This is a genomic window from Leifsonia sp. 2TAF2 (genome assembly GCF_052115085.1).
Lineage (GTDB): Bacteria > Actinomycetota > Actinomycetes > Actinomycetales > Microbacteriaceae > Leifsonia.
Genome location: NZ_JBFRFY010000002.1, coordinates 1 through 26431, shown reverse-complemented (window position 1 = coordinate 26431; position 26431 = coordinate 1). Strand labels below are relative to the sequence as shown.

Annotated in this window: 26 protein-coding genes; 15 read left to right on the top strand and 11 right to left on the bottom strand. The window is 69.6% G+C overall.

Going from position 1 to position 26431, the window contains the following annotated elements:
• Positions 1–125: 125 nt before the first annotated feature.
• The 3 genes from AB4Z18_RS12360 (at position 126) to AB4Z18_RS12350 (ending at position 3601) form a co-directional block, all read left to right on the top strand.
• Positions 126–527 (top strand): hypothetical protein, encoded by a 402-nt coding sequence (locus AB4Z18_RS12360; RefSeq protein ID WP_441783039.1) that lies wholly within the window; start codon positions 126–128, stop codon positions 525–527.
• 16 nt (positions 528–543) lie between these two features.
• Positions 544–2535, top strand: a complete 1992-nt coding sequence (locus AB4Z18_RS12355) for a M13 family metallopeptidase (protein WP_441783038.1) — start codon at positions 544–546, stop codon at positions 2533–2535.
• Positions 2536–2692: 157 nt separating this feature from the next.
• On the top strand, positions 2693–3601 hold the full coding sequence (locus AB4Z18_RS12350; protein ID WP_441783037.1) for a serine hydrolase: 909 nt from the start codon (positions 2693–2695) through the stop codon (positions 3599–3601).
• 19 nt (positions 3602–3620) lie between these two features.
• Here AB4Z18_RS12350 and AB4Z18_RS12345 read toward each other — a convergent pair whose 3' ends face one another.
• The 5 genes from AB4Z18_RS12345 to AB4Z18_RS12325 all read right to left on the bottom strand — a co-directional run bounded on the left by AB4Z18_RS12345 (position 3621) and on the right by AB4Z18_RS12325 (position 8358).
• Positions 3621–4094, bottom strand: a complete 474-nt coding sequence (locus tag AB4Z18_RS12345) for a GbsR/MarR family transcriptional regulator (RefSeq protein WP_441783036.1) — start codon at positions 4092–4094, stop codon at positions 3621–3623.
• 14 nt (positions 4095–4108) lie between these two features.
• Entirely contained in the window at positions 4109–5803 is a 1695-nt protein-coding gene (locus AB4Z18_RS12340) for an ABC transporter permease (protein ID WP_441783035.1), read from the bottom strand.
• Positions 5800–6735, bottom strand: a complete 936-nt coding sequence (locus AB4Z18_RS12335) for an ABC transporter ATP-binding protein (protein ID WP_441783034.1) — start codon at positions 6733–6735, stop codon at positions 5800–5802. Before AB4Z18_RS12335 ends, AB4Z18_RS12340 begins: the two co-directional genes overlap by 4 nt.
• Before the next feature lie 62 nt (positions 6736–6797).
• Complete coding sequence (locus tag AB4Z18_RS12330) at positions 6798–7625, bottom strand: hypothetical protein (protein WP_441783033.1); 828 nt, start codon at positions 7623–7625, stop codon at positions 6798–6800.
• Between the two features lie 115 nt (positions 7626–7740).
• Entirely contained in the window at positions 7741–8358 is a 618-nt protein-coding gene (locus AB4Z18_RS12325; RefSeq protein ID WP_441783032.1) for a hypothetical protein, read from the bottom strand.
• 69 nt (positions 8359–8427) lie between these two features.
• On the opposite strand from AB4Z18_RS12325, the gene AB4Z18_RS12320 reads away from it, so the two are divergent.
• The gene (locus AB4Z18_RS12320; RefSeq protein ID WP_441783031.1) at positions 8428–9768 is read left to right on the top strand and encodes an MATE family efflux transporter; all 1341 of its coding nucleotides are present in this window, start codon (positions 8428–8430) and stop codon (positions 9766–9768) included.
• 3 nt (positions 9769–9771) lie between these two features.
• On the opposite strand, the gene AB4Z18_RS12315 is transcribed toward AB4Z18_RS12320, so the two are convergent.
• Entirely contained in the window at positions 9772–10983 is a 1212-nt protein-coding gene (locus tag AB4Z18_RS12315) for an amidohydrolase (protein WP_441783030.1), read from the bottom strand.
• A gap of 44 nt (positions 10984–11027) precedes the next feature.
• Positions 11028–12098 carry a LacI family DNA-binding transcriptional regulator gene (locus AB4Z18_RS12310; RefSeq protein ID WP_441783029.1) on the bottom strand — a complete coding sequence of 357 codons (1071 nt, stop codon included), beginning with the start codon at positions 12096–12098 and terminating at the stop codon, positions 11028–11030.
• Between the two features lie 69 nt (positions 12099–12167).
• Between AB4Z18_RS12310 and AB4Z18_RS12305 the strand changes: the two genes are divergently transcribed.
• The gene (locus AB4Z18_RS12305) at positions 12168–13433 is read left to right on the top strand and encodes an MFS transporter (protein ID WP_441783028.1); all 1266 of its coding nucleotides are present in this window, start codon (positions 12168–12170) and stop codon (positions 13431–13433) included.
• A 124-nt stretch (positions 13434–13557) separates the two neighbouring features.
• On the opposite strand, the gene AB4Z18_RS12300 is transcribed toward AB4Z18_RS12305, so the two are convergent.
• Entirely contained in the window at positions 13558–14604 is a 1047-nt protein-coding gene (locus AB4Z18_RS12300; RefSeq protein ID WP_441783027.1) for a lactonase family protein, read from the bottom strand.
• A 54-nt stretch (positions 14605–14658) separates the two neighbouring features.
• Here AB4Z18_RS12300 and nucS point away from each other — a divergent pair, with 54 nt between their 5' ends.
• From nucS to AB4Z18_RS12280, 4 genes are all read left to right on the top strand, one after another.
• Positions 14659–15354, top strand: coding sequence for an endonuclease NucS (gene nucS, locus AB4Z18_RS12295; protein WP_441783026.1), 696 nt, complete (start codon positions 14659–14661; stop codon positions 15352–15354).
• The gene (locus tag AB4Z18_RS12290; protein ID WP_441783025.1) at positions 15354–15779 is read left to right on the top strand and encodes an SseB family protein; all 426 of its coding nucleotides are present in this window, start codon (positions 15354–15356) and stop codon (positions 15777–15779) included. The genes nucS and AB4Z18_RS12290 overlap by 1 nt, the downstream gene beginning before the upstream one ends.
• 37 nt (positions 15780–15816) lie before the next feature.
• Entirely contained in the window at positions 15817–16497 is a 681-nt protein-coding gene (locus AB4Z18_RS12285; protein WP_441783024.1) for an HAD hydrolase-like protein, read from the top strand.
• A gap of 98 nt (positions 16498–16595) precedes the next feature.
• A complete protein-coding gene (locus AB4Z18_RS12280) occupies positions 16596–17039 on the top strand; it encodes a hypothetical protein (RefSeq protein WP_441783023.1) in 444 nt (147 codons plus the stop codon).
• Positions 17040–17124: 85 nt separating this feature from the next.
• Here AB4Z18_RS12280 and AB4Z18_RS12275 read toward each other — a convergent pair whose 3' ends face one another.
• A complete protein-coding gene (locus AB4Z18_RS12275) occupies positions 17125–18237 on the bottom strand; it encodes a BglG family transcription antiterminator (protein WP_441783996.1) in 1113 nt (370 codons plus the stop codon).
• A gap of 960 nt (positions 18238–19197) precedes the next feature.
• On the opposite strand from AB4Z18_RS12275, the gene AB4Z18_RS12270 reads away from it, so the two are divergent.
• The 6 genes from AB4Z18_RS12270 to AB4Z18_RS12245 are packed head-to-tail and all read left to right on the top strand — an operon-like array spanning position 19198 to position 24659.
• Positions 19198–19506, top strand: a complete 309-nt coding sequence (locus tag AB4Z18_RS12270) for a PTS sugar transporter subunit IIB (protein ID WP_441783022.1) — start codon at positions 19198–19200, stop codon at positions 19504–19506.
• A gap of 48 nt (positions 19507–19554) precedes the next feature.
• On the top strand, positions 19555–19821 hold the full coding sequence (locus AB4Z18_RS12265) for an HPr family phosphocarrier protein (protein WP_441783021.1): 267 nt from the start codon (positions 19555–19557) through the stop codon (positions 19819–19821).
• Between the two features lie 14 nt (positions 19822–19835).
• Positions 19836–21542 (top strand): phosphoenolpyruvate--protein phosphotransferase, encoded by a 1707-nt coding sequence (ptsP, locus tag AB4Z18_RS12260; protein WP_441783020.1) that lies wholly within the window; start codon positions 19836–19838, stop codon positions 21540–21542.
• Positions 21539–23056, top strand: coding sequence for a PTS mannitol transporter subunit IICB (locus AB4Z18_RS12255; RefSeq protein ID WP_441783019.1), 1518 nt, complete (start codon positions 21539–21541; stop codon positions 23054–23056). The genes ptsP and AB4Z18_RS12255 overlap by 4 nt, the downstream gene beginning before the upstream one ends.
• Positions 23053–23490: a PTS sugar transporter subunit IIA gene (locus AB4Z18_RS12250; protein WP_441783018.1), complete on the top strand. Its 438-nt coding sequence runs from the start codon at positions 23053–23055 to the stop codon at positions 23488–23490. Before AB4Z18_RS12255 ends, AB4Z18_RS12250 begins: the two co-directional genes overlap by 4 nt.
• A complete protein-coding gene (locus tag AB4Z18_RS12245) occupies positions 23487–24659 on the top strand; it encodes a mannitol-1-phosphate 5-dehydrogenase (protein WP_441783017.1) in 1173 nt (390 codons plus the stop codon). The genes AB4Z18_RS12250 and AB4Z18_RS12245 overlap by 4 nt, the downstream gene beginning before the upstream one ends.
• 108 nt (positions 24660–24767) lie before the next feature.
• On the opposite strand, the gene AB4Z18_RS12240 is transcribed toward AB4Z18_RS12245, so the two are convergent.
• Entirely contained in the window at positions 24768–25253 is a 486-nt protein-coding gene (locus AB4Z18_RS12240; RefSeq protein ID WP_441783016.1) for a hypothetical protein, read from the bottom strand.
• A gap of 52 nt (positions 25254–25305) precedes the next feature.
• Positions 25306–26382 (bottom strand): hypothetical protein, encoded by a 1077-nt coding sequence (locus tag AB4Z18_RS12235; RefSeq protein ID WP_441783015.1) that lies wholly within the window; start codon positions 26380–26382, stop codon positions 25306–25308.
• Positions 26383–26431 lie beyond the last annotated feature (49 nt).

Genomic DNA, 26431 nt, shown 5'->3' with positions numbered 1-26431 from the left:
TCACGAGCCCAGCTTAAGAAGTCCCGACCGGCCTCCGCTCGACCCCATCCGGGCGCCACGGCGAGCCTTCGCCGGCCACGGACGAGGCCCTGACATGCTGGATGTTGAGCACCAAGGGGACCACCATGCGATACACCACTTCCGGCCAGAAAGCGGTCGTGATCGCGGTCCTCCTCGCTGTCAGCGTCATCCTCGCCCTGCTGTTCAATGCCCTCCATTCGGAGGTCGGCTCCATCATCCTGACCGTCCTGCAGGTGCTCGGCTGGTACCTGGTCAGCCGGCTCTTCCGCGGCCCCGGCGAACCGGTGCGCGCGGCACGACCCTGGTGGCGGATGACGAACCGGCCGCTCCTGAGCGGGGCGCTCGCCGCCGCATACGGCCTCGTCGCCGTGGTGAACATCGGCTTCTCCTTCGCCGGTTTCGGCAGCCTGTCCGGCACGGTGTCGATCCTCGCCGAGCTGGCCTTCGCCGCGCTCTTCGCGCTCTCCTACCTGCGCCTCGCGTCGCTGGCCCGCGCAACGGCCTGACCCGTAGGCTGGGCGCATGACGCTCGACTCCGGCATCCACTCCTCCGGCATCAACACCAACGAACTCGACCCGACGACCCGCCCGCAGGACGACCTGTTCCGGCACGTGAACGGCAAGTGGTTGGACCGCACCGAGATTCCGGCCGACAAGGCCCGCTGGGGCTCGTTCATGATCCTGGCCGAGGAGGCCGAGGCGGCCGTCCACGACATCGTCGAGCAGGCGCAGAACGCGGCCGAGGGCACGGAGGAGCGCAAGTTCGGCGACCTCTTCACGAGCTTCATGGATGAGGAGCGCATCGACGCGCTCGGCGTCGAGGCGATCCGCGACGAACTGACGTTCGCGTCGGGCGTGGACAGCATCCCGAGCCTTCTCGAGACGGTGGGCAAGCTGGAGCGGCGCGGCCTCGGCGGCTTCTACCAGCTGTTCGTCGACAACGACCCGGGCGACCCGGAGCGTTATCTGGTCTTCCTCGAGCAGTCGGGGATCTCGCTGCCGGACGAGTCGTACTTCCGCGAGGAAGGGTTCGCCCCGGTGCGCGAGGCGTACGTCGACCACATCCAGCGGATGTTCGAGCTGGCCGGCTTCGACGACGCGCCGGCCCGCGCCCAGCGCGTGTTCGACCTGGAGACAGAGATCGCGTCCAAGCACTGGGACAACGTCGCCTCCCGCGACTCTGAGAAGACCTACAACCTCTACGACTGGGCCGACGCCAAGGCTGTGTTCGACGGAGGCGCCACAACTGGTCAGGCGCCCGACCTCGACGTCTGGGCTCAGGCCCTCGGCGCACCGGACGGCACGCTGACCGAGGTCGTGCTGCGGCAGCCCTCCTTCACCGCCGGGCTCGCCGGGCTCCTCACCGAGGACCGCCTCGAGTCCTGGCGCGACTGGCTGACCTGGCAGGTCATCCACGGCGCGGCTCCCTACCTCTCGGGGGACTTCGTGGAGGCCAACTTCGACTTCTACGGCCGCACGCTCACCGGCACTCCGCAGATGCGCGTCCGCTGGAAGCGCGGCGTCTCCCTGGTCGAGGGCGCCATGGGCGAGGCCGTTGGCCGCATCTACGTCGAGAAGCACTTCCCGCCTGCGGCCAAGCAGCAGATGGACGACCTGGTCGCGAACCTCATCGAGGCCTACCGGCAGAGCATCGCGAAGCTGGACTGGATGGGCGAGGAGACCCGCAAGCGCGCGCTCGACAAGCTCGATAAGTTCACCCCCAAGATCGGCTTCCCGGTGAAGTGGCGCGACTACTCGAGCCTCGAGATCGACCCGACCGATCTCATCGGCAACGTGCGCGCGGCCGCCCTCTTCGAGTTCCGCCGGGAGCTCGGCAAGATCGGCTCGCCCATCGACCGCGACGAGTGGTTCATGACGCCGCAGACGATCAACGCGTACTACAACCCCGGATTCAACGAGATCGTGTTCCCCGCGGCCATCCTGCAGTTCCCGTTCTTCGACCCCGAGCGGGATGCTGCGGCCAACTACGGCGCGATCGGCGCCGTGATCGGGCACGAGATCGGGCACGGATTCGACGATCAGGGCTCCAAGTTCGACGGCGACGGCCGCCTGGAGGACTGGTGGACTGAGGCGGATCGCGCTGCGTTCGAGAAGCGCACAGCGAACCTGATCGAGCAGTACAACGCGCTCGCGCCCGCACAGGTGCCCGACCACCACGTCAACGGCGCCCTCACGATCGGCGAGAACATCGGCGACCTCGGCGGCCTCGGCATCGCCTGGAAGGCGTACCTGCTGTCGCTGAACGGCGGGGAGCCGCCGGTCGTGGATGGGCTCAGCGGCGCCGAGCGCTTCTTCCTCTCGTGGGCGCAGGCCTGGCAGCAGAAGGGACGCGACGAGGAGGTCATCCGCCTGCTGGCCATCGACCCCCACGCACCGAACGAGTTCCGCTGCAACCAGATCGTCCGCAACATCGACGCGTTCTACGAGACGTTCGATGTCGCGGAAGGCGACGAGCTGTGGCTGGCACCCTCGGAGCGCGTCACGATCTGGTGAGCCGCACACCGGCGAATCCGGCCCGCCGTGACCCCCGAACACGGGGTAACATCGACCCTGTCGTCCTCGCGGGCACCCCTGCGTGATCGACCGCGGGGCCGGTGACGGCCGCCGCAGTTCCGGTACACCGCACTCGGAAGAAAGACTCAGCGACACAGTGACGATCCAGGCTCAAGAGTCCGCCCGACGGGCCAGGCAGGCGACTACACGCCGGGCGCGGCACCGCGCTCCTGGGTCGAATGAGTCGTTCAGCCGCGGCTTCGACGCGCTCGGCCGGCTCGCCGTGTCGGGGGTTCAGGTCTCGGCGCGAGCGACCGACCTCGCGACCGGCACGGTGCTGTTCTCGGTCGACGACCACATCGTGATGCCGACGGCCAGCATCGGCAAAGTGCTCCTGCTCGTCGAAGTGGCCGCCCGGCTGCAATCGGGTGAGCTGAGCCCGCTCGCGCACCTCGACCGCGACCCGCGCGACGTCGCCGGCGACTCCGGGATCTGGCAGCACCTGCACGTCCCCTCGCTGCCGGTCGCCGACCTCGCCGCCCTCGTCGGCGCGACCAGCGACAACCTGGCGACGAACGTACTGCTCCGCCGGGTGGGCCTGGAGGCCGTAAGCGCACGCACCGAATCCCTCGGCCTCACCCGCACTGCGCTCCTCGACCTGGTGCGCGACCATCGCGGACCCGACGACGCACCGCAGCTGTCCGTCGGCAGCGCCAACGAACTCACCTGGCTGTTCTCCGCCCTCGCCCGCGGCGAGATCGTCAACCCGGCCACCAGCCAGCGCGTCATCTCCTGGCTGTCGCTCAACAGCGACTTCTCGCTCGTCTCCAGCGCCTTCGGCCTCGACCCGCACTCGCATCGGCACCCGGAGCACGGCATCCTGCTGGTCAACAAGACCGGCACCGACTCTGGCGTCCGCAGCGAGGTCGGTGTGCTCCGCGGCCCGCGGGCCGGGGTCACCTACGCCGTGTCCACCTACTTCGACGACACGAGCCTGCCCGAGCGTCTCGCTGTCATCGAGGGGATGCGCGCCGTCGGGCTGGACCTGCTCGAGTACATCTTCTGACGGTCAGAGCGTCGGGTCGTCAGCGCTCGCGCGACGTGCGCACCAGCTCCCATTCGGCGATCATCTCCGGCAGGCGGCCCTGGATGAAACGGTAGAAGCCGGCCATGTCGCGCAGACGCTCGGTCGCCGGCGAAGCGGGGTCGCCGACCGCCGCGAGCCCGGCCTCCGCCTGGTCGGCGAGCACGCCGTAGATGGGGCTGTTGCGCACCATCAGGGAGTACCAGTCGCTCGGGAGCTCGTACCGGTCACGCCGGCTTCCCGTCTGGGAGAGGCGGCGGATGATGCCCAGCGTCTGCAGGTAGCGCACGGCTCCCGAGATCGCCGCGGGGCTGACCTCGAGGCGTTCGGCCAGCTCGGCCGCCGTCAGTCCCGCCGACTCCGTGACCGTGAGCGCCATGAGCACGCGGGCCGGCATCTTGGGAAAGCCTGCGGCCGTGAGCACCGCAGCGGAATGCTCCATCACCTCGGCGAGCGCCGTCTCGTCTGCGGCCATGGGCATCGTCCCGTCTATCCGATCGCGAAATCCCGGCGGCGGATCAGCACCGCAGCCCCGGCCAGGGCGACGGCGGTGATGCCGAGCATCCAGTATCCCCCGGTCCAGTCGACGTGACCGACCACGACGGGGGCGTCGGCGAAGGGCGACAGATGCCGCACGCCGTCCGGAAGCCGGATCAGGCCGCCGAAGATGCCCACGAAGGCACCGAGCCCGAGCGCCGCCCAGCCGACGGGGATGGTCGCACTCGGCGCCACCACGAACAGCAGGGTGAGCACCCCCAGGTACACCAACGCGACGGGCAGCTGGGCCGTTGCGGCGGCGAAGGAGGAGCCGATGGTCGAGGGGTCCTCCCCCGCCGCGACAGCCGACAGTCCCGAGGCGACGGCCGCCGCCAGCAGCACCGCGACCACGGCCACGACGCCGACCGCGACGAACGAGAAGAGCCAACGCACGCGGGTCAGCGGGGTGGCCATCATCAGCTCCGCCGTCCCGGCCGCTTCCTCCTGACGCAGCCGGATGACGGCCTGGACAGCGCACGCCGCCGCCAGCACGCCGACGATGGAGAAGATCGCGGAGATGAAGAGTTCCGTCAGCGGCCCGGAGCCGCCCGCACCGATGCGAGCGATCGACTGCCGGATGCCGGCGAGACTCGAATCGTTCGCGAGGGTGCCGTTCACGACGCTCGCAAGTGCCCCCGCGAGCAGCCCGCCCAGGGCTCCGCCGATCGTCCAGCCCAGGACCGTCGGCCACTGCAAGCGCCAGGCGAGCCCGAACGGGCCGGCGAGGGATGCGCGCGCTGAGGGGCGCCCGGAGCGCTCCGGGATGACGCCCGCGCCGGAGTCGCGGACCGCCTGCAGCGCGAACACCGCGGCGACGAGCACGGCGGCGAAGCCGACCTGGAGCAGCAGGGGGCGCCAGTCGTTCGCGGTGTACGGCGCGAACTGCTCGCCCCAGCCGATCGGGCTCAGCCAGCTGGGCCAGGCTGCGCGCAGGTGCGTGCCGTCGCCGAACGGTGTTCCGGTCGCATCGCCGATTCCGCGGACGACGTACGCGAGCACGACGACCGCCGAGGCGAAGCCGTTGGCGGCGCGCGACGTGCTGAACAGCTGCGCGAGCAGCAGTCCCACCGCGAAGAATGCGAGGCCGGCTCCTCCGGTCGCCGCGCCTGCGACGAACGAGCCGTAGAGCGGCAGCCCTGCGGAGGCGAAGCCCAGCGCGGTGAGGACCGCCAGCGCCACGTTCGCCAGCGTCGCGTGGATGACGGTCGCCGCCGTCGGGAGCAGGCGGCCCGCTGGCGACGAGGCGATCAGCTCTGCGCGTCCCGACTCCTCCTCGGCCCTCGAGTGGCGCACGGCGAGGAACGTGTTCATCAGTCCGGCAAGCAGCGCGAGGAAGGTGAAGATCTCGAAGAACGTGACGGCCGCGAGGCTCGTCCCCTGCGGCAGGCCCCGGAGCACCAGGATGGTCGGGTCCGCGATCGCCAGCCGCATCAATTGTGCGCGCGCGGCCGCGCTGCCGTACGTCTGGTCGATGCTCGCTGCCGAGAACGAAGCGAGGAGCGGGATGCACACGAGCCAGATCAGCAGCTGCCAGCGGTCGCGCCGGAGACGCTGCCGGAGCAGCGCGCGAAGGATCACGCCCGGACGGGCGTTCAGAATGGCCTCGCGAGCTGGGGACGGCTCCACGCGTGCCGTCGTCGTGCTCATCGCGCCACCTCGGCCGGGTCCGCCGCTGCGACGTCGTCGCCGTAGTGCCGCAGGAACAGCTCCTCGAGCGATGGCGGCGCCACGGTCAGCCCCCGCACCTGAAGTCGTGACAGGACCGCAAGCAACGACGGGAGCGCGTCGCTGTCGGCGGTGAAGCGCACCCGGCCGTTCTGCACGCGGAGATCGTGGGCGCCGAGCAGCTGCGACAGCGCCTCATCCCCGAAGCCGTCGGCGCTGAAGGCGACCTCGGTGCGCGTCAGGTGCCGGAGTTCGTCTAGCGTTCCGGTCTCGACCGTCCGGCCGGCGCGGATGATGCTGACGCGGTCGCACAGCTGCTCCACCTCGGACAGGATGTGGCTCGACAGCAGCACGGTCGCCCCCTCGGCGGCCACGCGCTGGACCTCGGAGTCGAAGACCGCCTCCATCAGCGGGTCGAGTCCGCTTGTCGGCTCGTCGAGGATGTACAGGTCGGCCGGGGTGGCGAACGCGGCGACGAGCGCGACCTTCTGCCGGTTCCCCTTCGAGTACGCCCGGCCCTTCTTCGTCGGGTCGAGCTGGAAGACGTCGAGCAGGCGCTTTTTGCGAGCGGCGTACGCGGCACGATCGGCGGTGCCCCCGCGCAGACGCGCCAGGAGGTCGATCGCCTCCCCACCGGAGAGGTTCGGCCAGAGGCTGACGTCGCCGGGAACGTAGGCGAGGCGCCTATGGAGGTCGACGGCGTCCTTCCAGGGGTCGCTGCCGAAGACCGCGGCGCGGCCGCCATCCGCCCGGGCGAGGCCCAGCAGTACCCGGATAGTCGTCGACTTCCCGGCGCCGTTCGGGCCGAGGAAACCGTGGACCTCTGCTTGCCTCACCGTGAGGTCGAGCCCGTCGAGAGCACGCACGCGGCCGAATCTCTTCTCGAGACCCGCGACGTCGATCACTGCATCCATGAGCGGGATGCTACGCCAGTTTCAGTAATTTGTGAAAGTTGTGTTTTTCGGCGCGTGTCGGGTCAGGTCTGAGTGCAGCTGACCGAGTCGATCCCGGCGTAGTCATAGTCGGAGGCATCGTCCGGGACGGTGAGCTCGTAGGACTCCCCCGCCGGAAGATCGACGACGGTGCTCCACACATCCATGGTGCCGCCATCGGTGGTGTCGGCGAAGCCAACGGTTACCAGGGCGCCGACGCACGCCTTGTCGGACGTGAGCTCGAACGTCCAGCCGTCGACGTAGTGCACGTGCACCCCGTCGACGTCGTAGTCGTCGACGGTGCCGCCGTCGCTGCCCTCCGACGGACGGTCCGAAGGCTGGTCGGAGGGCTGGTCGGACGGATCGTCGAAAGGTGCAGCGCTCGAACTGCTCTCGCCTGCGGCGAGCCGGCTGGTGCTGTGCGCGATCGACACGATCGAGATGACCGCGATCAGCAGCACCACGAGCGCGACAGCGACACTGCCGAGTGTGATGCCTACGATCGCCCCGGTCGACAGGCCGCGGCGGGGAGGTGCGGGCGGATACCACGGGCCGGAGTTGGGTGCTCCTGGTGCGGCACCTGCGGGTGGATACGGCTGCTGCTGCGCGTAACCGGGAGGCGGGACCGTCGGCTGGGCGTAGGGCTGCGGCGGCACCTGCGTAGGCGGCTGCGGCACCTGCTGGCCGACCGGCGCGCCCGGCGCCTGCCACGCGGATGCTGCGAGCAGCGCATCCCGAGCCGCCGTCAGGGCATCCCGACGCTGGTCGTCCACGCCGGCATCGGCGAGCCGTGCGTCGTACGCATGCTGCACCTCGTCGCGCGTCGCCGACGGCGACACCCCCAGCAGTTCTGCCGCCTCATTCGGACCCACGGTCCGCCCCCTGTCTTCGCCCGACCCGCCGCATCCCGGACGCGTCTGGCTCGATCGTAATGGCCCACCGGCCTCGAAACGGATTTCAGGCCAGGGCTCTCGGCAGGCCGCAGTGTCAGACCAGCAATTCGCCGAGCCCGCGCGCCCTCGAAGCGTCGCGTCGGCCTGGTCTCTCGGCGGTGGCGATCTCGCCGAGTTCCCGGATGACACGGTTGTAGTAGGCCGCGGCGAAGCCCGTGCGATAGACGGCCGGCTGGAGGTCGGCCTCGTTGCGAAGGCGGATCTCGGCCTGGGACGCCTCGAGAGGCGCGATGATCTTGACCCCGGCGCGATACCGGATGAGCCGGTGAACCCACTGGTCCAGCGGCTCCGGCAGCCCCTTCGGGACCCGATCGTGCTCCGACGCGAGCGATACCCGACCGCGCGCCGCCCCTCCCGGCAGCGGCGAACCACCGTCGGTGGCCTCCCGCTCCGCCCGGCGGCGGTCGGCGGCCATCACGGACAGCAGGTCGTCGTGACGGTTCGCCTGCCGCGACAGCACGTCGAGCTCGTCGAGCGCGATCGCGTACTCCTCGTCGTAGCCCGCGTACTCGGTGGGATGCGCCGCACGATCGTTCACCAGATCGGTGCGAGCGGTGGCCGCCTGCGCCCGGGTGAGCACCGTGCGGCCGTTGCGCACGCGCTCGAGCCGCCACGTCCACGTCGCGAGGGGCTCGGGCATCAGCTGGCTCATGCCTCAACCGTACGTTCGGCCACCGACATCGGGGGGAGGACACGACGTCGGCGGCCCGGGCTAGCGTGGATGGTCGTGAGCACCATCCTGAACCGCCCGGTCGATCGCGAGATCCTGCGGCTGGCCGTCCCCGCACTCGGCGCGCTCGTGGCCGAGCCGATCTTCCTGCTCGCCGACTCGGCGATGGTCGGTCACCTGGGGGTGGAGCCACTCGCCGGGCTGGGGATCGCGAGCGCGGTGCTGCAGACCATCGTCGGGCTGATGGTGTTCCTCGCGTACAGCACAACGCCGGCGGTGGCCAGGCGCCTCGGGGCGGGCGACGAGCGAGGTGCCGTCGCCGCGGGCGTGGACGGCTGCTGGCTCGCCCTCGTTCTCGGCATCGTGCTGGCGGCTGCGGGATGGGCGGCCTCGCCGTTCCTGGTCAGCCTGTTCGGTGCCTCTCCTGGGGTGACGGAGCAGGCCACGCAGTACCTCTCGCTGTCGATGCTCGGGCTCCCGGCGATGCTCCTCGTCTTCGCCACGACCGGACTCCTGCGAGGCCTTCAGGACACGCGAACCCCTCTGGCGGTGGCTGTCGCCGGCTTCGCCGTGAACATCGTGCTCAACTACCTCTTCATCTACGTGGCCCACCTGGGTATCGCAGGCTCGGCGATCGGCACGGTCGCCGCTCAGTGGGGGATGGTCCTGGTGTACGCCGTCATCGTTGCCCGGCATGCCCGGCGGGTGGGCGCGTCGCTGCTCCCCCACCACGCCGGGATCGGGCGCTCGGCCCGTTCCGGCGGCTGGCTACTGCTGCGGACGGCCAGCCTGCGCGCGGCGATGTTGCTCGCCGTGTTCGCCGCGACGCGACTAGGGCCGGACGAACTCGCGGCCTTTCAGGTCACGATGACGGTGTTCGCGACGCTCGCCTTCGCCCTCGACGCCCTGGCGATCGCCGCGCAGGCGCTGATCGGCAAGGGCCTCGGTTCGGGAGACGTGGAGGATGTGCGCGCCGTGCTGCGCCGGTGCGTCCAGTGGGGACTCGGCGCCGGGGTCGTGCTCGGGCTGGTGACCGTCGCGCTCAGCCCGGTGGCCGCCGGCGTGTTCACCAACGATCCGTCCGTCGCCGCTCTGCTTCCGCTGCCCCTGGCGATCATCGGCGTCGGCGCCCCCTTGGGTGGTTACGTCTTCGTGCTCGATGGCGTGCTGATCGGCGCCGGCGACGCCCGCTACCTGGCCCTTACCGGCCTGGTCAACGTGGCGGTGTTCGTCCCGCTCGCTCTGGCCGTGGTCGCCTGGGGCGGCCACGACCTTGGCGGACTCGCCGCGCTGACCGCCGCGTTCGCATTCGGCTACCTGGGCGCCCGGGCGGTCACGCTCGGCCTGCGCGCACGTGGCCGCACGTGGATGCGCGCTGGCGCGACCCTCTGAGCGTTACGCCAGCCACTCCCGTGCAGCGACGACGAGCGCCCGCACACCGGTGTCGATCGTCGGCTGCGGCAGCGGCGCGAAGTACGGCGAGTGGTTCGTCGGGATGTCGGTGTCGACCGTTCCCGCCTCCACCGCGCGGCGCACCGCCTCCGGGTCGGCTCCGCCGAGCATCCAGTACACGAGCGGAGCACCCGCGGCCGTCGCCAGGTTACCGACGTCTTCGCTGCCCGACAGGGCGCCCGGGTCGAACACGTTGTCAGCGCCGAACTCGGCCGCGAACGCGGCGTTGACCCGTTCGGCGGCCTCCGGCTCGTTGACCGTGACCGGGTAGCGCTCGCCCCACTCGCGGTCGGGCGCCTGGGGCGCCCCCGAGGCCTGCGACTCCGCCTCGATCACGCGATCAACCCCCTCGAGCACGCGCTGGCGGACCTCCTCGTTGAAGCTCCGCACGCTGATGCCGAGGGTCGCCTCGGCCGCGATGATGTTGTTCTTCGTGCCCGCGTGCAGCGTGCCCACCGTGACGACGGCCGTGTCGTGCGGCGCGATCTCGCGCGCGACGACGGTCTGCAGGCGCATGACGGTCGCGGCCGCCATCACGACGGGGTCGACCGTGGTGTGCGGCTGCGAACCGTGACCGCCGCGCCCGTGCAGGGTCACCTCCATCGTGTCGACCGCCGCCATGGCCGGGCCGGGATGCGCCCCGACCATTCCTGCGGGAAGAGGCAGCACGTGCTGGCCGAGCACCACATCCGGAACCGGCACCTTCTCATACAGATCGTCATCAACCATGACCTGAGCGCCGCCGCCGTGCTCCTCCGCGGGCTGGAAGAGGGCGACCAGGGTGCCCGCCCAGTCGCTCCGGGAGGCGGCCAGCGACTCGACGGCGCCGAGGAGGCAGGTGATGTGGATGTCGTGGCCGCACGCGTGCATCAGCGGGATGGCGTTGCCGGCTTCGTCCGTCACCGTCTGGGTGGAGGCCCACGGCAGGCCGGTCTGTTCGCGGACGGGCAGCGCATCCATGTCGGCTCGCAGGAGCACCGTCGGCCCGTCGCCGTTGCGGAGGACGCCGACCACACCGGTGGTGGCGATGCCGGTGTGCACCTCGTCGACGCCCAGGTCCGTCAGCCGCTCGGCGACGATGCCGGCGGTGCGGTGCTCGGTGAAGGCGAGCTCGGGGTGGGAGTGCAGGTCGCGGTACAGCGCTTCGAGATCCATGCCGCCAGCCTACGACCGGCGGCCGGCGGCCAACGGACCGGCGGTTAGCCGACCCGGGGCGCCGCGGTGGTGTTGCCCTGGTGGAAGACGCTCGTGAACGTCGCGGGATGCGGCTCACCGCCCTCCAGCATCTCGACGACCGCGCGCCCGGCGGCGCGCCCCTTGTCGACGGCGGGCTGCACGAGGGTGGTGAGGTCGTAGGGCCAGAGGCCGTCGACACGCACGCCGTCGAAGCCGACCACGCTCACATCCGACGGCACTTCGAGCCCCAGTTCTTCTGCGGCACGGATGACACCGGCCGCGAGCAGGTCGCTCTGTGCGATGACCGCTGTCGGCCGGGCTCTGGCGTCCTCGAGCAGCGCGCGCCCGGCGATCCGGCCCTCCTCGACGAAGGATCCGCGGGTCACCCAGCCGGACGCCTTCGGGAAGACGTCGTGGGCGCCGGCGAGCCGGTCGAGCGCGGTCGTCGAGCTGCCCGCTGCGAGGCGGTCGGGGGTCAGCGGACCCCGCGCTCGGTCCCGGGTCAGCGACAGCGTCACGACCGCGACGTCACGGTGCCCGAGGTCGTAGAGGTGCTGAGCGGCGATCCGGGTCGCCTCGCGGTTGTCCTGGCCGATGGTCGGGACGCCGTCTGCGGGGTCGCCTTCGATCGCGACGAGCGGGATGCCGCGCTGCCGCAGCGTAGCGACCGACTCGTCGAGCCGGGGGCTGCAGCCGATCAGCACCACCGCATCCATCGGCGCGTCCTCGATGCGCTGGGCCGCCTCCCCCGCGTCGGTCAGGATCAGGAGGCCCGCGTCGATCGCGCCGATCTCTTCGGTGATGCCGTCGAGCAGGGCGATCTTGATCGGATCGCGGAAGGCGTCGCGCACGCGCTCCTCCATCACCACGCCGACGATGCCCGAGCGCCCGCGGCGCAACGAGCGCGCCCGGGGGTCGGGGCCGGCGTAGTTGAGTTGCTTGGCGGCGTCGAGCACCCGCTCGCGCGTCGCCTCGGAGACGGGGCCCGTGCCGGAGAAGGCGAGGGACGCCGTGGAGTTCGAGACACCGGCCAGGCGGGCGACCGCGGCGAGGGTGGGCCGGGTGGCTGTCGGGGCTGGGCTGGCTTCGTTCACGTGTGATAGCTTAGTCGAATCGTTTCGATCGAAACGATTCGAGCCGACGAAACCCCAGGAATCGCCCCGATGTCACAGCCGACCCCGACCGCCCAGCGCTCCCGCCGGGAGCTCACCGCCTGGCGCAATGCCGTCTTCGTGATCTTCATCCTCTCGGGCCTGGCCCTCGCCACCTGGGTGGCCCGCATCCCGGGCATCCGCGACGACCTCGGGCTCGGCAAGGATCCGTCGGCGGTCGGCCTCCTCATCCTCGGGATGTCGGTCGGCGCCATCCTCGGCCTCACCGTCTCCTCCCCCATCCTTGTGCGCTTCGGACCGCACCGCGGAATGGTCGGCGGACTCGTCATCGTGTCGGTCGGCGTCCTGTTCATCGGATTCGGGGCGACGGTGTTCCACTCGATCCCCTCGGTAGCGATCGGCCTCATCCTGCTCGGCTTCGGCAACGGGATGGTCGACGTCATGATGAATGTCGAGGCGACGGCGGTGGAGCGCGAGGTCGGCAAGACGCTTCTCCCGCTCATGCACGCCTGCTTCAGCCTGGGCACGGTGCTCGGCGCGGGCATCGGCGCGGCGGCGGCCGCCCTCGGCATCGCCGTGGTCTGGCATCTGCTCGGCATCGCCGTGATCGTCGTGGTGGTCGCCGTGATCGCGGTCCGTTATATCCCGCGCGAGGCCGACCTCGGCGACGAAGCTGAGGCGAAGCCGCGCATCCCGTTCCGTGAGCGGATGCGCGAGTCGCTCCGCGTCTGGGCGGATTGGCGCCTCATCCTGATCGGCGTCGTCATGCTCGGGATGGCGTTCGGCGAGGGATCCGCGAACGACTGGATCTCGCTCGCCGTCGTCGACGGCCACGGGCAGGCCAACTCGGTCGGTGCGCTCGTCTTCGGGTTCTTCGTCGTCGCGATGACGGTCGGCCGGGTCGTCGGCGGGCCGGTCGTCGACCGGATCGGGCGGGTGAACGCCATCCGCATCACCGCGGGTATGGGCGCTGTCGGACTGGTGCTGTTCATCGTCGGCGGACCGATGTGGCTCGTCGTGGTGGGCACGGTGCTGTGGGGCTTCGGCGTCTCGCTCGGCTTCCCGCTCGGGATGTCGGCGGCCGCCGACGGCGCCGCGAACCCGGCCGCGCGCGTCTCCGCGGTCGCGATCATCGGCTACTGCGCGTTCCTCGCCGGACCGCCCCTGATCGGGTTCCTCGGCCAGCACTTCGGACTGCTCAACGCGCTCTTCCTCGTGCTCGCGCTGCTGGTGGCGGCGTTCCTCGCGGCGCCCGCCGTGCGTCCCATCTCCGAGCCGGTCGGCGAGCGGCGCGAGAACGCGCCCGACCCGGCCTGACGCGCGGACATCCCCCTCCCGTGCCCTCCACTCCCGCCCCTCCACTCCCCTCGTCGAGTCGCGACATCTTGTCGCCACTCGGCACGGATTCCCGCAACGAGTCACCTCTCGCCGGGCGGGACGGTCAGACGAAGCGCAGGGATACCGGGGTCGGGATGGGCGACGAACCGAGCGGGCGTAGCGTGCGGGCAGCATCGTCGAAGGCGAACACCGTGACCTCGTCGCTGTCCTGGCACGCCGCGAGCACGCGGTCGCCGCCGGGCGCGATGACCAGATCGCGGGGCGTCTTCCCGCCCACCGGGACGGATGCCACCAGCGACAGCCGCGACGTCTCCGCGTCGAACGCGAGCACGGCGACCGTGTCGTCCCCGCGGTTGCTGACCAGCACGGTCCCGCCCGAGGCGCTGACGCACACGGCGGCCGGGGCGTTGTCGCCGCTCGCATCACCCGCACGGGTCGTGGTGCTCTGGGTGCGCACGAACCGGTCGCCTTCCCGGCGCAGCACATCCACGCTGGAGTCGAGCTCGTTCACGAGCACCGCGTGCTGCCCGTCCGGATGAAACACGAGGTGGCGAGGGCCGGCACTGCCGACCACAACGGTCGCCTCGGACCGCAGGGTCAGGCCGCCTGCCTCCGAGAGGGCGTACCAGCGCACCTCCCCGAGCCCGAGGTCGACCACGACGACGTCGCCCGTCACCGGGTCGACGCTCAACTGGTGGACGTGCGGCGCATCCTGCCGCTCCGGGTCCGGCCCGCGGCCCTCGTGCTGCAGGAACGCCGTCCGCTCGCCGAGAGAGCCGTCGGCGTTCAGGGCGAACACCGAGATCGTGCCGCCGCCGTAGGTCCCGGCGAGGAGCAGCGGTCGGGAGGGATGCACGACCAGGTGCGCAGGCGACGGACCTCCGCTGGAGACCGAGCCGAGTTCCGTCAGCGTCCCGTCGGAGCCACGCGAGAAAGCGAACACCCGACCGTCCGGCTCCGTCTCGCTCACCGCGTACACCGCTCCGCCGTCGGGCGATGCGGTCACCCACGACGGGTTGTCCACCCGGGCCGCGACCGTCGCATCCGTCACGGCAGTGCCGTCGAACCGGGCCGACAGCACCCCCTCTGCATGCCCGTCGACGTGCGGGAGGCGCTCGGTGTACGTGCCGATGAGGAGCTCGCGGGTCATGCGCCTATCCAATCACCGACCTCCACCCTCCACGCCTGCACTTAGGATGTTGCGGTGCGCCTCGTCATTGCCAACTGCTCCGTCGACTATGCCGGCCGGCTCAGCGCGCACCTGCCGCTGGCCACGCGGCTGCTCATGCTGAAGGCCGACGGCAGCGTCCTGGTCCACTCCGACGGCGGGTCGTACAAGCCGCTCAACTGGATGAGTCCGCCCTGCACGCTCACCGTCGACGAGCCGGACGACCTGCAGCGCGAGGCCGGCATCCGCGAGGTCTGGCGTGTGACGCAGGCCAAGACCGCGGACATGCTCGTGGTGTCCATCCACGACATCCTCAGCGACACCAGCCACGACCTCGGCATCGACCCCGGGCTTCAGAAGGACGGCGTCGAAGCGCACCTGCAGAAGCTGCTGGCCGAACAGATCCACCTGCTCGGGGACGGGCACGTGCTGGTCCGCCGCGAGTACATGACGGCGATCGGACCGGTCGACATCCTCGCGCGCGACGGCGCAGGCGCAGCAGTTGCCGTCGAACTGAAGCGTCGCGGTGACATCGACGGCGTCGAACAGCTGACCCGCTACCTGGAGTTGATGAACCGCGACCCGCACCTCGCGCCGGTCACGGGCATCTTCGCCGCGCAGGAGATCAAGCCGCAGGCCCGCACGCTCGCGGAAGACCGCGGCATCCGCTGCCTGGTCCTCGACTACGACGCGATGCGCGGGCTCGACGACAGCGACAGCAGGTTGTTCTGATGGCGCAGCCGAAGCCACGGTTCCCGCAAACCTACGAGAACACCCCCGTCCGCAAGGCGCTGGCTGCCATCGCCGCTGAGCCGACGCTCGAAAAGCTGGATGCGCTGCTCGCCGCCGCGGCGAAGGGCGGCCTGGTCGTGGATGTGACCGGCTCCACCCCGCAGGACACGCGCCTCCGCACGATCAGCTCGACGACGGGCGAAGCGGTGCTCCCGCTCTTCACCTCGATGAAGGCGCTCCAGGCCGCCGTCGCGCAGTCGGCGGAAGGCGCCGGCGCGCAGGTGCAGGCGGTCATCGTTCCGGCCGTCGAGGCGCTGGGCTTCATCCGCACCGCCGACTTCGTCGCCGTTCAGTTCGACCCGGGTGCCGCCCACACGATGGTCGTCGCCCGCTCCCACATCGAATCCGCTCTCGGCGAGCGCTGAGCGCGGGTTCAGATACGTCACATACCATTGGACCGCTATGACCAACCCGACCCCTACCGTCACCCGGACCTGGACGTGCGTCCTGTTCGACCTCGACGGCACCCTGACCGACTCCGCCCCCGGCATCACCTCCTCGCTCGCGCGCATGTTCGCCGCGCTCGGCCGGCCGGTACCCTCCCCTGCCCAGCTTCTGGAGTACGTCGGCCCGCCGCTGCTCGACTCGTTGAAGTCCTTCGGCGGGATGACGGAGGCCGAGGCGCGCGAAGCCCTCGCCGTCTACCGCGAGGACTACGCCCGGCACGGGGCGCTCGACTCCGCCGTGTACCCCGGCATCCGCGGGCTGCTGCAGCGTCTGCACGCCTCCGGCATCCCGCTCGCTCTGGCGACCAGCAAGCCCGAGCTGCAGGCCGGCCGCATCCTGGAGCACTTCGGCCTCGCGCAGTACTTCGACGTCATCACCGGCGCCACCGAAGACGAGAGCCGCAGCGCCAAGGCGGATGTGGTGGCCGAGGCCCTGCGTCGCCTTGAGGCGCGTGGAACGGACCTCGATCACACGGTGATGGTGGGCGACCGTCAGTACGACGTGGAGGGCGCGGCCGCGCACGGTCTGCCGACCATCCTCGTCGAGTGGGGCTACGGCTCGCCCGCTGAGGCCGCCGGCGCGATCGCCGTCGTTCACTCGGCGGACCAGCTGAGCTCGCTCCTGCTCGGCGGCTGACGACCCGCCGAAAGGCGTTACCGTCTAGGCGAGCCGTGCGGAGCGCGGGTAGGGTGTTGTGTTGCGAAACCGCACCTCATACAGCACTAGGAATCCATATGCGCACACGTAATCCGTTCGTTCCGGCTGCCATCGTGGCGGCCCTCACCATCGGCTCGCTGGCGGCCTGCTCCAGCAACGGAAACAGCAACTACGTCACGCCGCAGACGGCTTCGTCGTCTTCGTCGTCGTCTTCGTCATCCGACTCGTCCGCTGGAGCGAAATCGGAGGAGCTTCCCTCCGACTTCCCGAAGGACGACGTGCCCCTCGTCGACGGCACCGTCGTCGTCGCTCGCGGCGACAAGGACAACGGCTGGTCGGTGACCGTCCAGCCGTCCGGCAAGAACGGCTTCGCCGACGCGAAGTCCGCGCTCGAGGGCAAGGGCTACACGCAGCAGGCCGGCGCCTCCGACACCTCCGCCGTGTACACCAACGACAAATACACCGTCTCGGTGAAGACGCCGGGCGTCTCCGTGACCTACAGCGTCACCGCCAACCAGTAGCAGCACCCGAGCAATCAGTTCCGGAGTTTTTCGGGCGGATCCGTCGATTCAGCCCGAAAAACTCCGGAACTCTTGGCTTAAGGGGTCAGGCGTCGATGATGCGGACGAGTTCGTCGATGAAGGCGGTGAAGGTGTCGGCCCGACGGATCAGTCCCAGGACGGTCTCTCGGTCGGAGAAGACCTCCACGAACTGATCGAACACCGTCTGGAACGACGCACGGCCGGCCGCCGAGAAGGCGATGAAGGCGATCACGTTGACCCGCGCATCCCCCCAGTCGATCGCGGTGTCGTTGACGACGATGGCGATGGCAGTCCGTTTCGCGCTCATCGTCATGGCGTGCGGCACCGCCAGCGAATCGGTGAACGCGGTGGATGACATCTGCTCGCGCTCGAGCGACTGGTCGACGTACTCCTGGTCGATGGCCCCCGCCGCGATCATGCGGTCGCCGAGGGCGCGGATCATCGTGATCGGGTCGCGCGCGTAGAAGTTGCGGAGGAACAGGCTCTCGTCGAAGTACTCCAGCAGTTCGCTCTTGATGCGGGCGCGGTGCCGCTGCCGCCGGATGCGCGAGGCCGCCTGACGGATGTGCTCCACATCCGTCTCGGTCAGGAACGGCTGCACGATCACCGCATTCTCGCGCCGCCCCAGCGGGTCGATCGTGGTGAGCACGAGGTCCGCGTCGATCGCCTCCCAGTCGGCGTCCGTCGAGGTGATGATGCTGGTGATATCGAGCTCGTCCCCGAGCACGCTTTCGAGCCGGTCGCGCAGCAGGATGTGCATGTCGTAGTAGTTGGGGCAGACCACGGCGCAGGTGACCGCATCCCGCCGCCGCGACTGCTGTTCCAGGTACGCGCCGACGTGCATGGCGATGTACGCGATCTCGTCGTCGTTCACCTCGATGCCCTCGGCGGCCTGCAGCCGGCTGGCGATGTAGACGGCAAGCTCGTAGATCATCGGGTACGAGCTCTTGATGGATCGGGTGAGCGGGTTGCGCGAGAACGTGTTCTCGTGCGCGCGGGCGACCAGGTTCTGGACGTGCAGCGTGAGCCGCACGATGAAGTTCTCGTCATGGAGGTCGACGAGGTATTCGGTGGAGGCGCGGTCGACGATCCCGCGGACGACCGCGAGGTCGGCCGGGCTCACGAACTCTTCGACGGTGTCGCGTCCGGCTCCGGGCGCGATGACCCGGGTGCGCATCAGGATGGCGAGGTAGCGCAACTCGGTGGCGTCGAGGGCGGTGCCGAAGTGCCGTTCGATCAGCCCGCCGAGGTCGGCCGCCAGCGAGCGGATGGTCTCGCTGGTCTCCGGCTCCTCCACGGTCGGGAGGACGCGGTCCTTGGCGACGCGGTCGAGCGCCACCGCCATGTGCAGGAGCACGTCGTTGATGCCGTACTCGTTGACGAAGAAGCCGCGCGCGTCGAGCATGGCGACCAGGTCGGACTTGAAATCGGCGAGGCCGCGCGATCCGAACGCCTCCTGGATGCGGGCGACATCGACGACGCTCTGCCGCATCTCGTCCCGGAAGAGCCGGCTCAGCAGCTTCCGCCGCGCGATCTCCGGCCCGAGCAGCTGCACCACACCGCCGTGCCGTTCGAGCGTGAGCTCGGTGCCCGAGAGCAGGCCGCGCATCCTGGTCAGGTCCGACTCGATCGTGGAGTCGGAGACGAACAGGCTCTCCGCCGTCTCGTACACGTCGATGCCGTCCGGTTCGTCGAGGAGCCGCCGGGCGACGAACACCAGCCGCTCCTGCGGTGAGCCGGCCGTGCCGGCGTCCGAACTGCCGTCGCCCGCGAGGTAGGCCGCGTACGCGTCCGGCTTCACGCGGTATCCGTTCGGCCCGGACTCCACCAGTTCGCCGAGGGCAGCGGCGTAGCTGCGGATGCTGCGGGTCGTCACGGCCAGGTCGTGGGCGAGTTCGGCGGCGGTCACCCAGGCAGCACGACGCGCGAGGATGTCGAGCATCCTCGTCTGCTTCGCCGAGAGCGCCACCAGCGACCACCTTTCGTCTCGAGTCAACCATCCCGGAGCCCGCCGCGCCGTGCGCCCGGCCAGGTTTCCGCACCCCCGGAAGAAACGCTGCTGGATTCGGCGTGCGCCGCGGACGAGCATGGCTGACGTTCCATCAGCTCCACCAGCACTTCCGAAAGGCAAGGATCGATGAGGATCGTGGTCGTTTGCGGCGCCGGCGCGTCCAGCACCTTCGTGGCTGTGAAGCTGCGCAGTGCCGCCCGCAGCCGCGGCGCCGACGTGGAGGTGCAGCCCGGCAGCGCGAGCCAGCTCGAGTCGCTCGCCGGTGTGGATGTGGTCCTCGTCGGCGCACACCTCGAGTACGCCGTCCCCGCCCTCCGCGAGCGCGCCGCGGCCACCGGCACCGCCGTCGCCGTGCTTCCCCCCGTCTCCCCTGCCGCCCTCGACGGTGAGCGCGCGCTGGACCTGGCCCTGAACGCCAGGGCGACGACACTATGAGAGACAGGGCGGCCACCCGGCCGACACGGAGCGAAGGAGACCTCAACCATGGCTGAACGGATCATCACGGTCGGATCGGCGCACGGGCTGCACGCCCGCCCCGCGAAGCTCTTCGTCGAGGCGGTCAACGGCTCGGGCGCAAAGGTGAAGCTGACCAAGGAGGGCGGCAAGACCGTCGACGCCGGCAGCATCCTCGGCGTGATCTCCCTGGGGATCGACCACGGCGACAAGATCGTGCTGACCACCGAAGCGGATGACGCCGAGGCCGTCCTCGACGACCTGGCCGAGATCCTGGCCACGGACCACGACGCCTGATCATGGGCGACAGCATGAGCGACACACGCATCCTCACCGGCGCCGGCATCGGCCAGGGCGTCGCCGTCGGGCCGGTCCTCCGGATGTCGGCCCCCCTCCCCGAGCCGTCGGACGAGCGCAGCACGCGCACCCCGGACGAGGAGAAGGCTCGCGTCCAGCAGGCCGTCGCCACGGTCGCGGCCGACCTGCGCGAGCGCGCATCCACCGTCGAGGGCACCGCAGCGGATGTGCTCGAGGCGCAGTCCATGATGGCCGAGGACTCCACCCTCGCCGACGACGTCGCCTCGCGCATCGACGGCGGCAAGACCGCCGAGCGCGCCGTGTTCGAAGGCTTCGCCGTCTTCCGCGACATGCTGAAGGATCTCGGCGGGTACATGGGCGAGCGCGCCGGCGACCTCGACGACGTGTCGCAGCGCGTGGTCGCAGCGCTCGAGGGAAAGCCGGCTCCCGGCGTCCCGCACTCCGACCAGCCGTTCGTGCTGGTCGCCCACGACCTCGCCCCCGCCGACACGGCCCTGCTCGATCTGACCAAGGTGCTCGGCCTCATCACGAAGGAGGGCGGGCCCACCTCGCACACGGCCATCCTGGCCCGCGAGAAGTCCATCGTGGCGATCGTCGGGGCCGACGGCGCAGACCGCATCGCCGATGGCGACGTGGTGATCGTGGATGCCGCCACCGGTACGGTCACCGTCTCGCCGACCGCGGACCAGCGCGCCGACGCGCAGCGCCGCATCGAGGAGCGCGCCGCCGCCCTCTCCGGTGGCGTGGAGCCGGGCGCCCTCGCCGACGGGACCGCGATCCCGCTGCTCGCCAACCTCGGCTCGGCTGAGGGAGCAGAGGGCGCGGTCGCGGCAGGCGCCGAGGGCGTTGGGCTGTTCCGCACCGAGTTCCTCTTCCTCGACCAGCGGATGGCTCCCACCGTGGAGCAGCAGCGCGAGCAGTACGTGAAGCTCCTCCGCGCGTTCGGCGGCGGGCGGAAGGTCGTCGTCCGGGTGCTCGACGCCGGCGCGGACAAGCCGCTCGAGTTCTTGAACGACGCGCACGAGGACAACCCGGCGCTAGGCCTCCGCGGCCTGCGCTCCCTGCGCGCCAACGAGGACATCCTGCGCGAGCAACTGACCGCCCTCGCCGAGGCGGACGCCCAGACCGACGCCGACCTCTGGGTCATGGCCCCGATGGTCTCCACGATCGAGGAGACGCGGTACTTCACCGAGCTCGGCCGCGAATACGGGCTGAAGACGGTCGGCGTGATGGTCGAGGTGCCCTCGGCCGCCCTGCTCGCCGACCGTGTGCTGAAGCTCGCCGACTTCGCCTCGATCGGCACCAACGACCTCACGCAGTACACGCTCGCGGCCGACCGCCTGCTCGGCTCGGTCTCCGGATTCCAGGACCCGTGGCATCCCGCCGTCCTCCGCCTCATCGGCGAGGTCGGAGCTGCCGGCACGGCGACGGGCAAGCCGGTGGGCATCTGCGGAGAGGCGGCTGCGGACCCGCTGCTGGCCGTGGTGCTGGTCGGCCTCGGCGCCACCACCCTCTCGATGTCGCCGGCGGCACTCGCCGACGTGCGGCTCTCCCTCAAGCGTTACACCCTCGGCCAGGCGCGATCGCTGGCCGAGACCGCCCTGGCCGCGGATAGCGCGGCCGAAGCCCGGGAGGCGGTCCGCGCGGCCGCCGAACGGTTCACCTCACCAGCCCCCGATAGAAACGAGACAGCACAATGACATCGGCGACACAGACGTCGGCGACGGCGTCGGCCCCCAAGAAGCCCAACTCCGCGCGCGTTCACGTGCAGCGGTTCGGCACGTTCCTCTCCAACATGGTGATGCCCAACATCGCCGCCTTCATCGCGTGGGGCATCGTCACGGCGCTCTTCATCGCGCAGGGGCCCTTCCCCAACAAGGACATCGCCAGCCTCGTCGGCCCGATGATCACGTACCTGCTTCCCCTGCTGCTCGCGAACACCGGTGGACGCCTCGTCTACGGCGTGCGCGGCGGTGTCGTCGGCACGATCGCGGCCATGGGTGTCATCGTCGGCACCGACATCCCGATGTTCATCGGCGCGATGATCATGGGACCGCTCGGCGGCTACCTGATGAAGCTCGTCGACCGCATCTGGGAGGGGAAGATCAAGGCGGGCTTCGAGATGCTCGTCAACAACTTCTCGGCCGGCATCCTCGGCTTCCTCCTGGCGATCGGCGCTTTCTTCGGAATCGCCCCTCTCGTCCAGGGACTCAGCAAGGCCCTCGAAGCCGGCGTGGACTGGCTCGTGTCGGTTCACCTGCTCCCGCTCGTCAGCATCCTGGTCGAGCCGGGCAAGGTCCTCTTCCTGAACAACGCGATCAACCACGGCGTCTTCACCCCGATCGGAACACTGGAGTCCCAGCAAGCAGGTAAGTCGATCCTGTTCCTGATCGAGACGAACCCCGGCCCCGGTGCGGGCATCCTGCTCGCCTGGGCGATCTTCGGCCTGGGTGCCGCACGCGCGGCCGCTCCCGGAGCGTTCATCATCCAGTTCTTCGGCGGCATCCACGAGATCTACTTCCCGTACGTGCTGATGAAGCCCATCCTGATCATCGGCGCCATCCTCGGCGGCATGACGGGAGTCGCCGTCAACGTGGCCTTCCAGACGGGACTTCGTGCGCCGGCGGCACCAGGATCGGTGTTCGCGATCTTCGCTCAGGCGCCGGTGCCCAACATGCTCGGCATCGCGCTGGCGATCATCTCCGCCGCAGCGGTCTCCTTCGCCTTCACGGCGGTCGTGCTGCGGTCGAGCCGTCGACGTGACCTGGCTGCCGGCAACGCCGGCGACCTCTCCGCCGCGGTCGCTCAGACCGAGGCCAACAAGGGCAAGTCGTCCTCGGTGCTCGGCGGCCTCGTCGACGAGGCTGAGCACGACACCGGTGACGCCCAGGGCGACGCCACCGATCGGCTGGTGCGCAACATCGTGTTCGCATGCGACGCTGGCATGGGTTCGAGCGCCATGGGCGCTTCGGTGCTCCGCAACAAGATAAAGAAGGCCGGAGTGGAGGGGGTCACGGTGACGAACCAGGCGATCAGCAACCTCGACGGCACGGCCGACCTCGTCATCACCCAGCAGCAGCTGACCGACCGGGCGAAGGGCCAGTCGCCGGACTCCATCCACGTCTCGGTCGACAACTTCATGAACAGCCCCAAGTACGACGAGGTCGTCGACCTCGTCAAGAACCAGAACGCGACGGAGGACGCCACCAAATGACCGACACGATTCTCGACCGGGCGAACGTCGTGGCCGCGGGCTCCGCGACCACGCGGGAGGACGCGATCCGGGAGGCGGGTGAGCTGCTCGTCAGGGCGGGCGCCGTCGAGCCGGGTTACGTCGACTCGATGCAGGACCGCGAGAACACCGTCTCCACCTTCATGGGGAACGGCCTCGCCATCCCGCACGGCACCAACGAGTCCAAGGACGAGATCAAGCGGTCTGCGCTGTCCTTCATCCGCTACTCCTCGCCGCTCGACTGGGGCGGCGAGGAGGTGCGGTTCGTCGTCGGCATCGCCGGGCAGAACAACGAGCACCTGGAGATCCTGTCGAAGATCGCCATCCTCTTCTCCGAGGAGGACGACGTGCAGAAACTCCTCGACGCTCCGGATGCGGACGCGCTGTACGCGCTGCTGGGAGACGTGAACGAGTGAAAGCGGTCCACTTCGGTGCGGGAAACATCGGACGCGGCTTCGTGGGGCTCCTGCTCCACGAAGCCGGGTACGAGGTCGTGTTCGCCGACGTCAACGCCGAACTGATCGACGCTCTCGCCGCTGCGGACTCGTACCGCGTCGAGCTCGTCGGCGAGGAGTCGGAGACCCGGACCGTCACCGGGTTCCGCGCCATCAACAGCGCGACCCACGAGGATGCGCTGGTCGCCGAGATCGCGTCGGCCGACGTCGTCACGACGGCAGTGGGCCCGCGCATCCTGCGTTTTGTCGCGCCGGTCATCGCCCGCGGGCTGGCGGCACGCGCCGACGACGCCCCGCGCCTCGCGGTGATGGCGTGCGAGAACGCGATCGGGGCGTCGGACCTGCTCGCCGCCGAACTGATGGACGGCCTGCCGGACGACGACACCCGCGAGACCCTCGCCGCCCGGGCGGTCTTCGCCAACACGGCCGTCGACCGCATCGTCCCCGCTCAGGCGGCGGACGCCGGCGTCGATGTGACCGTCGAGACGTTCTACGAGTGGGTCGTCGACCGGACGCCGTTCGCCGGACATGAGCCGCGCATCCCCGGCGCCCACTTCGTCGACTCGTTGGGGCCGTACATCGAGCGGAAGCTGTTCACGGTGAACACGGGTCACGCGACCGTCGCGTACACCAGCTTCCTCCACGGCGCGACGACGATCAGCGAGGCGGTCGCCATCCCCGCCGTCCGCGAGGCGGCGGAGGCCGCGCTGCGCGAGACGTCGGCCGCGCTGACCGCCAAGCACGGGCTGCCCGAGGAGGAGCTCGCCGCGTATCGCGAGAAGATCCTGGGGCGCTTCGCCAACACCTACCTGGTGGACGAGGTCACCCGGGTCGGACGCGAACCGATCCGCAAGCTCGGGCGCAACGACCGCTTCATCGGCCCAGCCTCCGACTACGCGGAGTACGTCGGCGGCATCCCGTCTGCCCTGATCGCAGCGGTCGGCGCCGCGCTGCACTTCGATGTCCCCGAGGACAGCCAGAGCGTCGAGCTGCGCCGGCTGCTCGATGAAGCGGATGCCGCGGCGATCGTCGAAGAGGTCATGGGAGTTGAACCGGGAGAACCGCTCCACGAACCCCTCGTGGCCGTGGTCGCGCAGGCGCAGCAGGACACCTTCGGCGATCGGCACTAGGAGGTCATCGGCCACCGGCTTGACGGCACAGCGACTGCGACTAATGGACGGGCGCGCTAGTGAAGGGCCTAGACCGGACGGCGAAGACTGGGCGCAACCACCGGTCGATTAGCCGGGCTCCGACGGTGCCCTCTTCGTGCGGGTGAAAACGACCCGAGATTCGATGAGGTCTGGACCGTCGGGGTAAAGGGTCAACACCGTCGAAAACAGGCGATTTTCCGCGTAGAGCGACTGGCCATAGGTTGAGCCCACCGTAACGGATGGGTCCGCACCAGGATAGAAATGCCAGCGGGTCTCGCCGTGCAACGCGGGATCATCGAAATCGAGTCCATGCGGAAGCGGAGCGCCGGATATCGTCACTGTGCCGCGTGGTGTGAATTCCAGTGTCGTCGGACGTGGACCATCGCTGACCCAGGTGCCGTATAAGTCCGCTGCTTGGAGCTGCACCGGACGTTGCAGCCAGAACCAACCGCCGATCAGACTTCCCATGACTGCCACGATGACGGCCAGGATCAGCCAGATTGTCCACACCGCGGTCCCCCGCCTCGGCGCCCGACCCGTGGACGTCACGGCATTCTGACTGTCGTCGTCCACGTGATCTCCTGCTTGATCGGCAGGTACTGCCCCTTCGTTTCTTGGAGGTGCTTCATCTTGTCGTACGGTGGCACGTGGTATGGGCCACCTGGCGCGTCACCTGTGCCTGGGATACGGGTCCCAGACTCGGGTGTGGTCCAGTTCGTCGCTTTGATCGTGACCGTGGCAGTACCGTCAGCGTTGATTTCGATAGTTCGTAGGTATATCCGAAGGACCCAATGAAGGCCTCCGGCAAATTTCCTTCTACGCCCAAGCTCCCGATGGTGTTCAGATCGCGGGGGAGGTCTTCGCTTCGTGCATCGTATTGTCCCGCGTCTTTGAAGGTCCCGTCCAAAATCTTCTTCTGGATCGCGGCTTTTGCTCGAGCGGCGCTGGCGCTCCGTTTGAATACCTGTGTGAAGGGATCATTGTCCTTGAACGTGAAGGTCCGCTTGCCCTTCCCGCTGACCCACGCGTCCACCATCTTCCATACGGAGCCATTGGCTCTGTTGATCTGATCGTGGATCGCTTTCAGATCCGCCTCGTTGGGTCCCTGCATCTGACGGGGCGGGCCGTTGGGGTGAGGGTTGTCAGTGGCGCGTGCCTTGATTCCGGAGCCGTGCGTTTCGTGGGTGATGTCGGTGATCGCGGTGCCGAAGCGGGCTCGCGCTTCGACCCGGGTCTCGTAGAGCGCCTGGAGTTTGGTGAGGGCTTCCGCTTCCTCCAGGAAGGCGGCTGTTCTGCTTCGCGCCGCTATCGCGATCATCTCCTCCATACCGGGGGCGGTCTTGGGGCCTTTGATCATGTTGGCCGCCGCGTCGAGGGTCTGCCGGGCCGCGTGGAGCTGGTTCACCCAGATCCGGGCCTGGTCCTGGACTTCCTCGTGAGTGTCCCGGTACGCCTGACAGGCGAGGAGCGCACTGGCGGCGGCTTGATGTTTAGCGATGATGCTTGCCAGGAGCGCATCATGGGTCGCGGCGGCTGCTTCCCCGGCCCTACCGTGCCAGTGCTCCCGGATGGTGTGCGCGGACTTCCGTACGACGGTGTGAACGTGTTCCAGCGTGGTCTGGTCTTTGCGCAGCTGCGCGGTCAGCGCATCCATGGCCTCCGGGCTACCCCGGCCCGGGTCTTCTTCCGTGAAGTCCTCCACCGGCCCTCACATCCCCCGAAACGGCGCGAACAGGTCGACCCCGTTGTCA